This is a genomic window from Salinicola halophilus (assembly GCF_003206155.1).
GTDB lineage: Bacteria > Pseudomonadota > Gammaproteobacteria > Pseudomonadales > Halomonadaceae > Salinicola > Salinicola halophilus.
The window spans coordinates 177347-192015 of sequence record NZ_PZJV01000001.1; the positions used below are offsets into that span (position 1 = coordinate 177347).

The 14669-nt window shown below is 64.6% G+C and carries 18 protein-coding genes; 17 read left to right on the forward strand and 1 reads right to left on the reverse strand.

Annotated elements, in window-relative coordinates:
• Nucleotides 1–52 precede the first annotated feature (52 nt).
• The 3 genes from DOM33_RS00720 to sppA all read left to right on the forward strand — a co-directional run bounded on the left by DOM33_RS00720 (nt 53) and on the right by sppA (nt 2844).
• Complete coding sequence (locus tag DOM33_RS00720) at nt 53–997, forward strand: RluA family pseudouridine synthase (RefSeq protein ID WP_110664914.1); 945 nt, start codon at nt 53–55, stop codon at nt 995–997.
• Complete coding sequence (locus tag DOM33_RS00725; RefSeq protein ID WP_338053797.1) at nt 990–1682, forward strand: HAD family hydrolase; 693 nt, start codon at nt 990–992, stop codon at nt 1680–1682. Before DOM33_RS00720 ends, DOM33_RS00725 begins: the two co-directional genes overlap by 8 nt.
• Before the next feature lie 88 nt (nt 1683–1770).
• Nucleotides 1771–2844, forward strand: coding sequence for a signal peptide peptidase SppA (gene sppA, locus DOM33_RS00730; RefSeq protein WP_110664918.1), 1074 nt, complete (start codon nt 1771–1773; stop codon nt 2842–2844).
• 22 nt (nt 2845–2866) lie between these two features.
• Here sppA and DOM33_RS00735 read toward each other — a convergent pair whose 3' ends face one another.
• Nucleotides 2867–3448 (reverse strand): Maf family protein, encoded by a 582-nt coding sequence (locus DOM33_RS00735; RefSeq protein WP_110664921.1) that lies wholly within the window; start codon nt 3446–3448, stop codon nt 2867–2869.
• A gap of 281 nt (nt 3449–3729) precedes the next feature.
• Here DOM33_RS00735 and DOM33_RS00740 point away from each other — a divergent pair, with 281 nt between their 5' ends.
• From DOM33_RS00740 to DOM33_RS00805, 14 genes are all read left to right on the forward strand, one after another.
• Complete coding sequence (locus tag DOM33_RS00740; protein WP_110664923.1) at nt 3730–4257, forward strand: YceD family protein; 528 nt, start codon at nt 3730–3732, stop codon at nt 4255–4257.
• A gap of 28 nt (nt 4258–4285) precedes the next feature.
• Nucleotides 4286–4456, forward strand: coding sequence for a 50S ribosomal protein L32 (rpmF, locus tag DOM33_RS00745; protein ID WP_110664925.1), 171 nt, complete (start codon nt 4286–4288; stop codon nt 4454–4456).
• Between the two features lie 30 nt (nt 4457–4486).
• Nucleotides 4487–5596 (forward strand): phosphate acyltransferase PlsX, encoded by a 1110-nt coding sequence (gene plsX / locus DOM33_RS00750; RefSeq protein WP_110664927.1) that lies wholly within the window; start codon nt 4487–4489, stop codon nt 5594–5596.
• Nucleotides 5597–5601: 5 nt separating this feature from the next.
• Nucleotides 5602–6564 carry an ACP S-malonyltransferase gene (gene fabD / locus DOM33_RS00755; protein WP_110664929.1) on the forward strand — a complete coding sequence of 321 codons (963 nt, stop codon included), beginning with the start codon at nt 5602–5604 and terminating at the stop codon, nt 6562–6564.
• Between the two features lie 10 nt (nt 6565–6574).
• The gene (fabG, locus tag DOM33_RS00760; RefSeq protein ID WP_110664931.1) at nt 6575–7315 is read left to right on the forward strand and encodes a 3-oxoacyl-ACP reductase FabG; all 741 of its coding nucleotides are present in this window, start codon (nt 6575–6577) and stop codon (nt 7313–7315) included.
• A 96-nt stretch (nt 7316–7411) separates the two neighbouring features.
• Nucleotides 7412–7645, forward strand: coding sequence for an acyl carrier protein (gene acpP, locus DOM33_RS00765; protein ID WP_110600108.1), 234 nt, complete (start codon nt 7412–7414; stop codon nt 7643–7645).
• Between the two features lie 304 nt (nt 7646–7949).
• Nucleotides 7950–9188 carry a beta-ketoacyl-ACP synthase II gene (fabF, locus tag DOM33_RS00770; RefSeq protein WP_110664933.1) on the forward strand — a complete coding sequence of 413 codons (1239 nt, stop codon included), beginning with the start codon at nt 7950–7952 and terminating at the stop codon, nt 9186–9188.
• 3 nt (nt 9189–9191) lie between these two features.
• Nucleotides 9192–10022, forward strand: a complete 831-nt coding sequence (gene pabC / locus DOM33_RS00775; protein ID WP_110664935.1) for an aminodeoxychorismate lyase — start codon at nt 9192–9194, stop codon at nt 10020–10022.
• A 12-nt stretch (nt 10023–10034) separates the two neighbouring features.
• A complete protein-coding gene (mltG, locus tag DOM33_RS00780; RefSeq protein ID WP_110664937.1) occupies nt 10035–11039 on the forward strand; it encodes an endolytic transglycosylase MltG in 1005 nt (334 codons plus the stop codon).
• A gap of 72 nt (nt 11040–11111) precedes the next feature.
• Nucleotides 11112–11768 (forward strand): dTMP kinase, encoded by a 657-nt coding sequence (gene tmk, locus DOM33_RS00785; RefSeq protein WP_110664939.1) that lies wholly within the window; start codon nt 11112–11114, stop codon nt 11766–11768.
• Nucleotides 11759–12742 carry a DNA polymerase III subunit delta' gene (locus DOM33_RS00790; protein ID WP_110664941.1) on the forward strand — a complete coding sequence of 328 codons (984 nt, stop codon included), beginning with the start codon at nt 11759–11761 and terminating at the stop codon, nt 12740–12742. Before tmk ends, DOM33_RS00790 begins: the two co-directional genes overlap by 10 nt.
• Nucleotides 12743–12771: 29 nt before the next feature.
• Nucleotides 12772–13107 (forward strand): PilZ domain-containing protein, encoded by a 336-nt coding sequence (locus tag DOM33_RS00795; protein WP_110664943.1) that lies wholly within the window; start codon nt 12772–12774, stop codon nt 13105–13107.
• A gap of 187 nt (nt 13108–13294) precedes the next feature.
• A complete protein-coding gene (locus DOM33_RS00800; protein WP_110664945.1) occupies nt 13295–14098 on the forward strand; it encodes a TatD family hydrolase in 804 nt (267 codons plus the stop codon).
• Between the two features lie 23 nt (nt 14099–14121).
• Nucleotides 14122–14652 (forward strand): DUF1285 domain-containing protein, encoded by a 531-nt coding sequence (locus DOM33_RS00805; RefSeq protein ID WP_110664947.1) that lies wholly within the window; start codon nt 14122–14124, stop codon nt 14650–14652.
• Nucleotides 14653–14669 lie beyond the last annotated feature (17 nt).

Genomic DNA, 14669 nt, shown 5'->3' on the forward strand with positions numbered 1-14669 from the left:
GGCGTCGGCGACGCTCAAGCGTCGCTTCGATGCGTCGTCAAGGGAGTCGTGCATGGCCGAAGGCCAGGAAGTTCAGTTCATCGAGGTCAGCGAGTCCCAGCAGGGCCAGCGGATCGACAATTTTCTTCGAACCCGTCTCAAGGGGGCGCCCAAGGCGCTGATCTATCGCATCGTTCGCAAGGGCGAAGTCCGGGTCAACAAGAAGCGTATCAAGGCCGACTACCGGATTCAGACGGGCGACGTGGTGCGCGTACCACCGCTGCGCCTGACGCCCGAAAGCGCAGTCAAGGAGGCGAGCGAGGGGTTGCGCAACCTGCTCGCCGGCAGCGTTCTGATCGAGGGGCCGGACTGGCTGGTGATCAACAAGCCATCGGGGCTGGCGGTTCATGGCGGCAGCGGCGTCAAGATCGGGCTGATCGAGGCGCTGCGTCAAATTCGCGAGGATCTGGATTTTCTCGAGCTGGTTCATCGGCTCGATCGGGATACCTCGGGCTGTCTGCTGCTGGCGAAGAATCGCGAGTCGCTGCTTTCGCTCAACGATGCCATGCGCGAGCGGCGCATGGAGAAAGGGTATCTGGCACTGGTCGAGGGCCGCTGGCCGGCGCGGCGCGACTATGTCAGCGCGCGGCTGGAGCGCTATGAGGCGGGTAACGGTGAGCGCCGGGTTCGGGTCGACGACAAGGGGAAAGTCTCGCGAACTCGTTTTGCGGTCCGCGAGACATTCCCCAAGGTGACGCTGGTCGAGGCGGAGCCGGTCACCGGCAGAACGCATCAGATCCGGGTTCACGCCGCCCATGCAGGACATACGCTGCTGGGCGACGACAAGTACGGTAGCCCCGAGAGTTTCCGCTTGGCGCGCTCGCTAGGGCTCGATCGACTCTTCCTGCACGCGGCGACGCTGGCGTTTCCCGATCCCAAGAGTGGTCGCACGGTGCAGGCGAGAGCAGCGCTCGAGCCCGGGCTCGAAAGCGTGCTGGAGCGCGCGCGCCGTGGGTAGTGCGATGCTTGCCAGCGCGGCGCGCTGTCGCTACCGCCTGGTGGTGTTCGACTGGGACGGTACGCTGATGGACTCCGCGCCGCGTATCGTTGCCTGCATGCAGCAGGCCGCGGAGGCGTTCGGCGGGCGTGTGCCGAGTGCGGCGGCGATCCGCGATATCATCGGGCTGGGGTTGCCGGAGGCGATCGAGCGGCTCTATCCCGGCACGACGGAAGCTGGGAGGGAGCGTCTTCAGCGGGCCTACGGCGAGTCGTTTCGCGCAGCCGATCAATCGCCGGCGCCGTTTTTCCCTGATGTCGTCGAGGGGCTCGAACGCCTGCATCGTTCCGGCGAGTGCCAGATGGCAGTTGCCACCGGCAAGAGCCGACGCGGACTCGATCGCACCTTCGCGCATACCGACGCGGCGCGCTGGTTCGCCGACAGTCGTACCGCGGACCTCACTCGGTCCAAACCGCATCCTCTGATGCTCGAAGAGCTACTCGCCGCCCGGGGCATCGGCGTCGCTGACGCCGTCATGGTCGGCGATACCGAATACGATCTGGAGATGGCGAGAGCCATCGGCATGGATCGTATCGCCGTCACCTACGGGGTCCACGATCGACGCCGGCTGGAGCGTAGCGACCCGATCCTGGTCGCGGACGACTTTTCGAAGGTGGTCGACTGGCTGCTGGACGTTCAACCCTGAGCGCCCCGCACGAGGCAACGCTAAACCGCGACACGTCGGAGCACACGAGACGCGATAGCGGACGAAACGCTAATAAAGAGGGCGGCGCATGAGTGACGATCGGAAGGGGGAGGCCTGGACGCAGGGCCCTGAGCTAAGCCGGGAAGCTGCAAAGGCGCAAAGCGAGCGGTCGCGCCAGGCTGGCGAGGGGGCCGAGTCGGCGACACCAGAGGACGTGCGGCTTGCCCAGGTTCGAATGATGGATCGCTGGATCGGCGGCGTGCTCGCCGAACAGCGGCGCTCGCGGCGGTGGAAGATATTCTTTCGTTTGCTGTTTGCCGGTTTCTTGCTGGCCGGACTGGCGTTGACCGCTTATGGACTGTTTCTGGCACAGAGCCCGGATGCCGCCGACGGCGATCGCCATCTCGGTATCGTCGATGTGGAGGGGGCGATCGACGCCGATGGCCCGGCCAGCGCCGAGCGCATCATCGAAGGTCTGCATCGTGCCTGGAGCGACGACGCTGCAGAGGCGGTCGTGCTGCGTATCAACAGTCCTGGCGGCAGCCCGGTGCAGTCGCAGCGCGTCTACGAGGAAATTCGCTATCTGCAATCGCAGGGTGGCAAGCCCATTCTCGCCGTAGTCGAGGATATCGGCGCGAGCGGCGCTTACTACATGGCAGCGGCGGCGGACCGTATCTATGCCTCACCGTCGAGCCTGGTGGGCTCGATCGGGGTGATCAGTGCAAGCTTCGGCCTCGAAGAGGCGATCGATAAGCTCGGTGTCGAGCGCCGCGTCTTCACCGCGGGTGAAAACAAGGCCTTTCTGGACCCGTTCTCGGAGATCGCACCGGATCAGCGAGCGTTCTGGCAGTCGGTACTGAACGCGACGCATCAGCAGTTCATCGAGGCAGTCAAGGCCGGGCGCGGAGATCGGCTGAGCAATGACCCGCAGCTCTTTTCCGGGCTGATCTGGACCGGGCAGCAGGCCATGGATCTGGGGCTCGTCGATGACATCGCCAATCTCGAGCAGCTTTCGCGTCAGCGTCTTGGCGACATCAGCCTGAAAGAGTACACCCCGGCGCTCGACCCCTGGGCGGTGTTCACCGATCGGCTCACTAGCGCCGCCGCGCACTGGGTCGGCCTCGAGGCGCCGACATCGCCGCTTCGCTATCAGCTGCCCTGAGGCCAAGCCGGGCTGGACGCGCTCACGCGAGCGGGTCCAGCCCGGCTTCCCGCAGAAGATCGCACAGCGCCATCATCGGCAGGCCGATCAGGGTGTTGGGGTCGCGACCCTCGAAGCGCTCGAAGAGGGCGACGCCCAGGCCTTCCATACGAAAACTCCCCGAACTGTCGTAAGGCTCGTCGTGAGCGACGTAGCGTTCGATCTCGCGATCGCTGAGGGTGCGGAAGACGACGTCGTAGGTTTCATGCAGGACGCGATGGCGGCCGGCGGCGGTATCGAGCAGGGCAAGCCCGGTCATGAAACGTACCCGGCGCCCGGAGAAGCGTTTGAGATTGGCGCAGGCAGTGGCGAAGTCTCCCGGTTTGCCCAGAATGTCGTCGTCGAACAGGGCGAGCTGGTCGGAACCGACGATCAGATGTTCCGGGTAGTCGTCAGCGACCGCCTGCGCTTTGGATAGGGCGAGGCGGTGAGCCAGGGTGACCGCGTCTTCACCGGGGCGACGCGTTTCGTCGATGTCGGGTGCGGTCCAGGTATAGTCGAGCGACAGTCTATCGAGCAGCGCGCGGCGGTAGCGGGAGCTCGATGCGAGTACCAAGCGAGACATAGGGCGTCCTGATTGTTTTCCATGAAGGGCGTGAGTCGATGAAGAGCAAGGGTAGACTGGTGCGGCGTGGCGATTCTAATCATTCGTCTTCTGATACAGGTCGCGCATTTGACTGTTCGGTGCGAGATGCGGTCGGCATGCGAGAAAAGTTCCCGATAGGCGGTCGAGCCGCAGTGATCGAGAGTCGAGAGCGCGGCGGCACTGCGGAGACGGGCGAAGGGCTAGCACCCACCACCGCCAACTTTGACACGGCAAGAGGTAGTCCCTATTATGGCGCGCCTATGTTGACCCGACGAATTCCATCGACCGTCGAGCCGTATCGGCTTGCGGCAAATCACGAGCGACTCGAGGGCCTGGTGGCTCTCGACAAGCTTGCGCGCTTGGCTGACGAGATTGGCGAGCAGCAGGGCGATGCCAAGGTCACGCTTCAGTTCTCATTGGACGCCCAACGCCGACATCTGATCGATGGCGGAGTCGAGGCTCACCTCACCGTTCCCTGTCGCCGCTGCCTGCAGCCCATGGACGTGGTGGTCTCCAGTGAATTTCAGCTCGCGGTCGTCAGCAGCGATGCCCTGGCGGCAGAAGTGCCGACCGAGTACGAGCCGGTTCTGGTGCATGACGAACAGCTGGACCTCTTGGGGGCGATCGAAGACGAGTTGATACTCAGTCTGCCCCAAGTGGTCTATCACGACGAGACCGAGTGTGCGGTATCGCGTGAACAACTCAGTAGCGGTGAGCTCCCGGAAGAGAGCGCTTCGCGACCCGACAACCCCTTCGACGCACTCAAGTCGCTGAAGGGAAAACTGTAACTAACCCATCGACGTTGGAGTCATTACCATGGCCGTTCAACAGAACCGTAAATCCCGTTCCAAGCGTGGCATGCGCCGTGCCCATGACGCGCTGACCACACCGACCCTGTCCAAAGATCCGGAAACCGGCACGACGCATCGTCGTCACCATGTCGCACCGGACGGCTACTACCGTGGCCGTAAAGTCGTCGACGTATAAACGTCCTCGAACGACTCTGACGCAGCGGCAATGCGCATCGCCATCGATGCCATGGGCGGGGACTTCGGTCCCCGTTCGACCGTCGGAGGGGTGCTTCTCGCCCTCGAGCGTCACGCCAGTCTAGAGCCGGTCGTCTTCGGCCCCCGCCAAGAGTTGCAGTCACTACTCGAGAGTTTGAGTGCCGATGCGAAGCTGGTTCGACGAATCACGCTCGTCGACTCCCCGCGCGTCATTCTTCAATCGACGCCGCCAATGGAGGCGCTGGAGAACCCCGGTTCGACCAGTATGTTGTCGATGCTCGAAGCGGTGCACGAAGGGCGCGTATCCGCGGGGGTGAGCTGCGGAAATACTGGGGCCTTGATGGCGCTGGCACGGCGTGAGCTGGGTAGCGTTCCAGGCGTCTCGCGACCGGCAATCAGCACGGCGGTACCTACGCGTGACGGTGGGCGTTGCTACCTGCTCGACCTCGGGGCGAGCGTCGACGTGCATGCGCGTCACTTGATCGATTTCGCCTACATGGGCGCGCTGATGGCGAGCGCCGTGGACGGTATCGAGCGGCCGAAGGTCGCGCTGCTCAACATCGGCGTCGAAGCCGGCAAGGGTGTCGCACGGGTGCGCGAAGCGGATGCCGACCTGCGGGCTCGTGATGATCGTACCTTCGACTACGTGGGCTACTGCGAGGGGGATACGATCTTCTCCGGTCAGGCCGACGTCGTGGTCTGCGACGGCTTTGTAGGGAACGCCGTACTCAAAGCGAGCGAAGGGGTTGCGAAGATGCTGTTGAAGCGTCTTCAGAGCACCTTCGAAGCGCACTGGCGAACACGGCTTTTGAGCGTACTGGCACGACCTGCGCTCAAGCGGCTCGGAAGTCAGCTCGACCCGGTACGGTACAACGGTGCGAGCCTGCTGGGCCTCAATCACATCGTGGTGAAAAGCCATGGCAACGCCGGCGAGCGAGCCTTTGCGTTCGCTATCGAGCGGGCGATGCGAGAGGTCGAGGTCGACCTGCCCGAGCATCTTCGCCAGGCCTGGGCTCAGTCTGGCCATAAGCCTGCTATCTCTTCGGTCGACGCGGTCGGGCGAGCGGATAGCGGGTTTCGCGACGCCGCGAAAGCCGACGATTCATCACTTCAAGGGTGAGCGCGATGACGCAATCACTGGCACTTATCTTTCCCGGTCAAGGCTCGCAGCAAGTGGGTATGCTGCGTGAGCTGGCCGAACGCTATAGCGTGGTTCGAACCACCTTCGATGAGGCATCGGAGGCACTCGGCTACGATCTCTGGCATACCGTTCAGGACGGCCCCGAAGAGCATCTCAACGCAACGGCCTGCACGCAGCCGGCGCTGCTGACGGCGAGCGTTTCGATCTGGCGCGTCTGGCAGGAGCTGGAAGGACCGCGACCCTGCATGATGGCCGGGCACAGTCTCGGCGAGTACAGCGCCATGGTCTGTAGCGGCGCTCTGAGCTTCGCGGAGGGCGTGCGTCTGGTGCGATTGCGCGGGGAGGCGATGCAGGCCGCGGTGCCGCAGGGTGTCGGTGCCATGGCCGCCGTGCTCGGTCTCGACGACGCCACGGTCGAAGCCGCATGCCGGGATGCCGCCGGCGACGAAGTCGTCGCGGCGGTGAACTACAATTCGCCCGGTCAGGTCGTCATCGCCGGTCATCAAGAGGCCGTCGATCGGGCGATCGTCAGGTGTCAGGAGGCGGGGGCGAAGCGCGCCATGCCGCTACCGGTCTCGGTGCCGTCGCACTGTGCCCTGATGAAGCCGGCAGCCGAGCGACTCGCCTCGGCGATGGAGTCACTGGAATTTCGTCTGCCGCGCTATGCCGTCTATCAGAACGTCGATGCCAAGGTCCCGGATACCACCGCTGCACTGCGCCAGAATCTGGTGGAGCAGCTCTATCGTCCGGTCCGCTGGACGGACTGCGTCAATGCGATGGCCGACAACGGCGCTGGCGTCTTCGTCGAGTGTGGACCCGGCAAGGTACTCACCGGATTGACCAAGCGCATTCAGCGTCAGGCCAAGGGGCTGGCGGTGAACGACCCCGACACCTTGAGCGCCGCGCTCGAACTCTCGCGTGAAGCGCTGGACGTACAGGAACCTTGAGGAGACGACCATGACCGAACCTAGAGTGGCATTGGTGACGGGTGCCAGCCGAGGCATCGGCCGCGCCGTTGCTCGCGAGCTCGGCCGCCAGGGGCGAATCGTGATCGCCACGGCGACTAGTGAAAACGGCGCCAAGGCGATCGACGACGATCTCAAGAGCCATGACATCCAGGGCATGGGGCTGGCGCTCGACGTCACCGATGCCGACAGCGTCGATGCGGCATTCAAGCGAATCACCGAGACGTTCGGTGCACCGACCATCGTCGTCAATAACGCCGGCATTACTCGCGACAACCTTCTCATGCGCATGAAAGAGGAGGAGTGGGACGCGGTACTTGATACCAATCTGAAATCCGTCTATCGCGTCTCCAAGGCGAGCCTCAAGGGGATGACCCGGGCGCGCTACGGTCGAATCGTCAATGTCAGCTCGGTCGTTGCGATGATGGGGAATCTGGGGCAGGCGAACTACGCTGCCGCCAAGGCCGGACTCGAGGGCTTCACGCGGGCACTCGCACGCGAAGTCGCCTCGCGTGCGATTACCGTGAACGCCGTTGCTCCGGGCTTCATCGACACCGACATGACTCAGTCGCTGCCCGAGGCGCAGCGTGAGGCGCTGCTGGGTCAGATTCCACTCGCGCGGCTCGGTCAGCCCGAGGAGATCGCTGCGACAATCGGCTTTCTCACAAGCGATGCGGCGGGCTACATTACCGGTGAAACCCTGCAGGTCAACGGCGGCATGAACATGCGGTAAATCCCCAGATGACGCAGGTTGCGTCGTTTGGGGGTGGTCTATAAACTACCCGCAGCTTTTTAGCTGGCGGATTCGTACACTAGGAGTAACGACATAATGAGCACCATCGAAGAGCGCGTTAAGAAGGTTGTTGCCGAACGCCTGAACGTCAAGGAAGAGGACATCCAGAACACTTCCTCCTTCACCGAAGACCTCGGCGCGGATTCGCTGGATACCGTCGAACTGGTGATGGCGCTCGAAGAGGAATTCGACACCGAAATTCCCGACGAAGAAGCAGAAAAGATCACGACCGTTCAGGAAGCGATCGACTACATCGTCGCACACCAGTAAGGGAGGTTGCTCCCGAGGCTGGATGCTTCTGCCGAGGGTGCACCCGCTGGATAGTCGATGTGCAGAAAGCCGCTCTTATCGAGAGCGGCTTTCTGCGTTTTGGGACCAGAGAACGTGTCGGTGACGAGCGTTCACGTCCCCGGATCCGATGCCGCGAAGAGGGGGACCCGCGGCGAGCTGGATCGGGTATAATTCGCGCCAGTCGAGCGGCGTGCCATTTCGAGATTCGTCGCGATGAACAAATGCCCTGGAGTCAGGGAAGACGATCGATTGAACAGGACCGTCAGGGAGTTCGGAGGATTCGATGCCGCGTAGAAGAGTAGTCGTGACTGGATTGGGGTTGGTGACGCCGGTGGGTAATACGGTCGAAGAGAGCTGGAATAGCCTGCTGGCCGGCAAGAGCGGTATCGGGCCGATCGAGCACTTCGACACTACCGATTTCAACACGCGTTTCGGTGGCGCGGTCAAGGATTTCGACATCGGCGAGTATCTCAATCCCAAGGACGCTCGCAAGATGGATCTCTTCATTCAGTACGGTGTCGCCGCCGCCACTCAGGCGATGCGCAATTCCGGCATCGAGTGCACCGAAGAGAACGCCCATCGTATCGGTGTCGCGATCGGCTCCGGCATCGGCGGCCTGCCGATGATCGAGCGAAACCACGACTCCCTCAACAAGGGTGGCCCTCGGCGAATCTCGCCGTTTTTCGTGCCGGGCTCGATCATCAATATGATTTCCGGGAGCCTTGCCATCCAGTACGGCTTCAAGGGCCCCAATATCGCCATCACCACTGCCTGCACGACGGGCACGCACAACATCGGCTATAGCGCGAGAACCATTGCCTACGGCGATGCCGACGTGATGTTCTGCGGCGGGGCGGAGATGGCCACCACGCCACTCGGTCTCGGTGGCTTCTCGGCGGCGCGGGCGCTGTCGACGCGAAACGACGATCCGCAGGCGGCCAGTCGGCCCTGGGATCGAGACCGCGACGGCTTCGTGCTCTCCGACGGTGCCGGCGTCATGGTGCTCGAGGAGTACGAACACGCCAAGCGCCGGGGGGCTACCATTCATGCCGAACTTACCGGGTTCGGCATGAGTGACGATGCCTTCCACATGACCTCCCCGCCGGAAGATGGCCAGGGAGCGGCCGCTTCGATGGACAACGCGATCCGCGACGCCGGCATCGATCCCGCCGACATTCAATACATCAACGCTCACGGGACGTCGACGTCGGCGGGCGATGCCGCGGAAAGCCGCGCCATCGAGCGGGTGATGGGGGATGCCGCGGCGAAAGTCGCCGTGAGTTCGACCAAGTCCATGATCGGTCACCTGCTGGGCGCGGCCGGAGCCGTGGAGGCCATTTTCTGCGTGCTCGCCATTCGCGATCAGGTCGCACCGCCCACCGTCAATCTCGACAATCCCAGCGAGAACTGCTGGCTGGACTACGTGCCGCACACCGCGCGCCAAATGCCCATTCATACCGCGCTTTCCAATTCGTTCGGCTTTGGCGGCACCAACGGTTCGCTCATCTTCTCTCGAGTCTGATCCATGCGCGACGTACCGCTGGCGCTGAACGATCGTGGGCTCGCCTACGGTGACGGCCTATTCGAGACCGTTCTAGTTCGCGACGGCCACCCCCGGCTATGGGCCGAGCACCTCGCGCGGCTGACCGACGGCTGCCGGCGTCTCGGCATGACGCCGCCGGCGCGCGAGGGGCTCGAATCGATCTTCGCCGATTGCGGAAGTGGACTCGCGGTCGTCAAGATCGTGGTGACACGAGGCGAGGGCGGACGCGGCTATCGTCCCCCCGAACACGCCGAGATGCAGTGGCGCTGGAGCGTCGCGCCGTTTTCTCCCGCGCGGGAGCGTCTCTCGACAGGCATCTGCGTGCGGCTCTGTCAGTTGCAGCTGGGAATACAGCCAGCGCTCGCCGGGCTCAAGCACATGGCGCGGCTCGAGAACGTCATGGCGCGTCGCGAATGGCGCGACGAGAGCATCGCGGAAGGGCTCCTCTGTGACAGCGACGGGTATCTCGTCGAGGCCACGGCGATGAATCTTCTATGGCGTCGAGGCGGGGTGCTGGAGACGCCGGCGCTGGACCGATGTGGTGTGGCGGGCACGCTACTCGCCGCGCTGGACGCGCATCTGCCGATTCGCCGCGTGCGGCTCGTGCCGGACGAACTGGCGCGAGCCGAGGCCGTGTGGGTGCTCAATAGCGTTCAAGGCGTCTGGCCGATCCATACGCTGCTCGATGCCGACGCCGGCCGACTCGCGCAGTGGGAGGTTCCCCCCGAAGACGACGTTCGCCGACTGGCGACAGCGCTGCTGGATCCCGTCGTCGAGGAGGGTGATCGCCCGTTCATGCCCCCCAACGTTTGACAAGGACGCGACATGCGCGCCATCAAGATACTTCTGCTGCTCCTCGCGCTAGGCGCCGCCGTCCTGTTCGGCGGGTACCGCTACTGGCTTCATCAGCTCGAAACCCCCATCGCGCTCGACACCGAGACACTGTTCGAGGTGCCTCGCGGCGCGGCGTTCGCACAGGTCGTGCAGTCGTTGGACGAGCGGGACATCGTCGAGGCGAGCTGGCCGTACCGACTGCTGGCGCGGGTCGAGCCGGACGCCGTCGACGGGCTGCGTGCCGGCGAGTTCGAACTCGCCCCCGAGATGACCGGACGCGAGCTCATCGCCAAGCTCTCCAGCAACGACGTCGTCACCTATCGGCTCACCGTGCCTGAAGGATGGACGTTCCGTCAGATGCGCCAGCGGCTGAATCACGCCAACAAGCTCGAGCACGCTACGCGTGACATGAGCGATGACGAGATCATGGCCGCGCTGGGCCTGCCAGATACCCATCCCGAGGGTCAGTTCTTCCCCGACACCTATCGCTATCACAAAGGAGTGAGCGACCTCGAGATCCTTCGCCAGGCGTCGAATCGCATGCAGACGACACTCGATGCGGTATGGTCCGAGCGTGACGAGGGCCTACCCATCGACTCGCCGTATCAGGCGTTGATTCTCGCCTCGCTCATCGAACGCGAAACCGGCGTGCCCGAAGAGCGTGACGAAATCGCCGGGGTCTTCGTGCGTCGACTGCAAAAAGGCATGCGCCTGCAGACCGACCCCACCGTGATCTACGGCATGGGTGACGCCTACGTGGGCAACATTACCCGCGCCGATCTCAGACGCCAGACTGCCTACAACACCTACGTGATCGCCGGGCTTCCGCCGACGCCGATTGCCATGCCCGGCGCCGGTTCGCTCGAGGCGGCCGTTCATCCCAAGGCAGGGGATTCGCTCTACTTCGTTGCCAAGGGCGACGGCTCGCACCAGTTCTCGGCGACGCTTGCGGCGCACAATGCCGCGGTGCGACGTTACATTCTCAATGACGACTGAGCGCTCGGCGACACGCTGTCTACGCCTGCCGGCGGATGACCGGCGGCCCATCATACGACGAGGCGACACTCCATGAGCGCAGATCCCTACACGCCCCGCCCCGGCCGCTTCATCACCCTCGAAGGCGGCGAAGGTGTGGGCAAGACCACCAATGTCGGCTTCGTCTGCGAGTGGCTCGAAGCACGCGGTATCGAAGTCGTGCGTACCCGCGAGCCCGGCGGCACGCCCGGTAGCGAGGCGATTCGCGAGCTGCTGCTCGACCCGAGTCGAGACGAGCCCTGGTGCGACGACGCCGAGCTGCTGCTGGTGTTCGCCGCGCGGGCGCAGCATCTTGCGGAGCGGATTCGTCCCGCGCTCGCCCGCGGTGCCTGGGTCGTCTGCGATCGTTTCACCGATGCCACTTTCGCCTATCAGGGGGGCGGCCGAGGCATGGAGCCGACGCGGATCGAGACGCTCGAGCGGCTGGTGCAGCAGAGCCTCCAGCCGGACCTCACGCTGCTGCTCGATCTGCCCGTGGCGCTCGCCGCCGAACGCGTGGCCGGACGGGGCGCGCCGCTGGATCGTTTCGAGCGGGAACGCGGTGCGTTCTTCGAGTCCGTGCGCCGTACCTATCTCGAGCGCGCGGCGCAGAACGAGCGCTTCGCGGTAATCGATGCGCGTCCCGATCTCGAAACGGTGCAGCGTGCGATCGCCGAGCGTCTGAGCGAGCGAGTCGCCGCATGGTCCTGACGCCGCTTCCCTGGCAGCACGACCGCTGGCAGCAGCTCATCGATCTGCAGGACCGCGGCAAGCTGCCCCACGCCCTGCTGCTCTCGGGCCCGCGCGGTATCGGCAAGCAGCCGCTGGCGGAGGCGCTGATCGCCCGCACCCTGTGCCGTTCGCCCAACGCGACGGCCTGCGGCGAGTGTCATAGCTGCCGGATGCTTCTGGCGGGCTATCACCCGGATCTCCAGCACGTCACGCCGACCGAAAAATCGCGCCAGATACGGATCGACGCCATCCGGCGCGTCAACGGGTTCGTGTCGCAAACCGCGCAGCAGGGCGGGCATCGGGTGATTCGTATCGAGCCCGCCGAGGCAATGAACGTCGCCGCCTCGAACGCTCTGCTCAAGAGCCTGGAAGAACCGGGTGATCGCACCCTATTCGTGCTGATCGCCGACGTGCCGTCGCGCCTGTTGCCGACGATCCGCTCGCGCTGCCAGCAGTGGACGCTGGGGACGCCCGCGGCCGAGATCGCCGAGCCGTGGCTCGCCGAGCGTCTGGGTGGAGTCGAAGAGGCGCGATTCTGGCTGCGTGTCGCCGGCGGGCTGCCGCTACTGGCCGAAGAGCTCGCCAGCGGCGAGGCGCGTCAGCTGCGCCAGGACCTGCGTGAGCTTTTCGATGCGCTGGTCAGAGGCGGTGAGCCGATCGGCGAGGCGGCCCGGCTCGATGCCCAGTCGCTGGATCGCGTACTCTGGTATGGCATCGCCTGGCTCGAGGATCTGATTCGGCTCGGGCTTTCCGGCGATCCCGAGCGCGTACGCAACAGCGACCTGCTGCCGCTCTACCGTCAGGCCGTGAAAAATGCCCGCGTACGCGACTGGTTTCGCCTATTGGACTATGCTCGCGAGCAGCGGCGCCTGTTGGCGGCCGGGGGCAACCCCAATCCTCAACTGGTGATGGAGGCCTGGCTGGTCCGCTGGTCCGCGCTACTGAGATCCTGAATGCCGCCGACGCGGCCGAGGTGGAGTCGATGAATGCGCCCAAAGCCCTGTCGCTGACGATCCGAGACGACGAGACCCTGCGTAGCGCCTATCTCGCGTGGCTCACGCACGGCGGACTGTTCGTTCCCACCGGCGACACTTATGTGACCGGCCAGGCGGCCTATCTTCTGGTCACGCTTCCCGGCGAGCACGAGCGGCTCGCCGTCGAGGGACAGGTGGTCTGGATCACGCCCCCCGGGACCGGCCACCGGGTTCCCGGCATCGGCGTGCATTTCGGTGAAGATGGCCGTGAGCTGCGACAGCGCATCGAGGCGCGGCTCGCCGCTGGTGCGCCCACGAGCCACGGTTCGAGCCATACGCTGTAAGCTCACGCAGCATTGCGACGGCGGCCACAATACCGAGTCGAGCGTGTAGAATCGTCGGTCTGCTCAATTCGAAGCGACGCTGACTCTCCGGTGAACGTCTCGTTTTCCCGTCGCAGAGCTTGCCGCCGCGCCGAGCGCGTGCAGCGGCGGCAACGACGCTTCGCTCCTCGGCTTTTTTGGAAACCGCATGTTCGTTGATTCCCACTGTCATCTGGATCGTCTCGATCTCACCCTTCACGACGGCCGCCTGAGCGCTGCGCTCGACGCCGCCCGAGCCCGTGGCGTGCATCGGTTTCTGTCCATCGCCACCACGCTCGAAAGCGCCTCGGCAATGGCAGAGATCACGCGTGACCACGACGACGTCCTCATGAGCGTCGGCGTGCATCCGCTGGCCGAGGTGCCAGAGGCGCCGAGCGTGGAGGCGATCGTCGAATGCGCCGAACGCTGTGGGGCCGTCGCCATCGGCGAGACCGGCCTCGACTTCCACTACGACAGTGTCCCGCGGGAAGTGCAGCGCCAGCGCTTCATTGCGCATCTCCAAGCCGCACGGTCGCTCGAGCTGCCGGTGGTGATCCACACTCGCGACGCCCGCGAAGAGACCCTGGCCCTGGTGCGTGAGCATACCGACCCCAGCGTCGGCGGTGTGCTCCACTGCTTTACCGAAGATCTGGACATGGCTCGCGAGGCGATTCGTCTGGGGCTCTACGTATCGCTCGCCGGCATCGTCACCTTCGCTAGCGCCAAGGCGCTACGCGACGTGGCTCGCCAGCTGCCGCTGGACCGACTGCTGATCGAGACCGATAGCCCGTTTCTGGCGCCCGTGCCGTATCGGGGACAGGCCAACGAACCGCAGTACGTCGTCGAGGTGGCCGAGTGCATCGCCGAGGTGCGCGGCATCACCGTCGATGAGGTCGCCATGCAGACCCGGGCCAACTTCTATCGGCTGTTCGCCGCGAGCGTCAGCGACGCCGCGCCCAATCCCTTCGTCTAACGTCACCGTCCGGGGGAGCCGTCATGCGACTCGACGCGCTGTTTCATCAACTCAAGGCGCAGGCGCCGATCCCGATCGAACGTTGGGACCCGCCGTTCTGCGGCGACATGGATCTGGTGATCACCCAGAGCGGCGAGTGGGTTCATGAAGGCTCGCCGATCACCCGTCCCGAACTCGTTCAGCTGCTGAGTCGGGTGCTGCGGCGAGAATCCGACGGTGACTACTACTTGGTGACGCCGGGCGAAAAACTGCGGATCCGCGTCGAGGATCTGCCGCTCACGATGCGGGATGCGGACGCCGACGCCACGGGCTGGACGCTGATCGGCCAGTGGGGCGAGCGGCTTCGGCTCGACGCCGACCGTTGCCTGACGCTGATCGACACGCCCGACGGCGACGGACTGCCGGCGGTCGCGGTGGAACGCGGGCTGTGGGCGCGACTGCACCGTAACCTTTTCTACCGGCTGGTCGAGTGCGCGGAGCCTAACGGCGACGAGATCGGCCTGTGGAGCGACGGCGCCTGGCAACCGCTGGGACGGCTCGATGCCGATGCGTAACCCTTACGAACCCACGA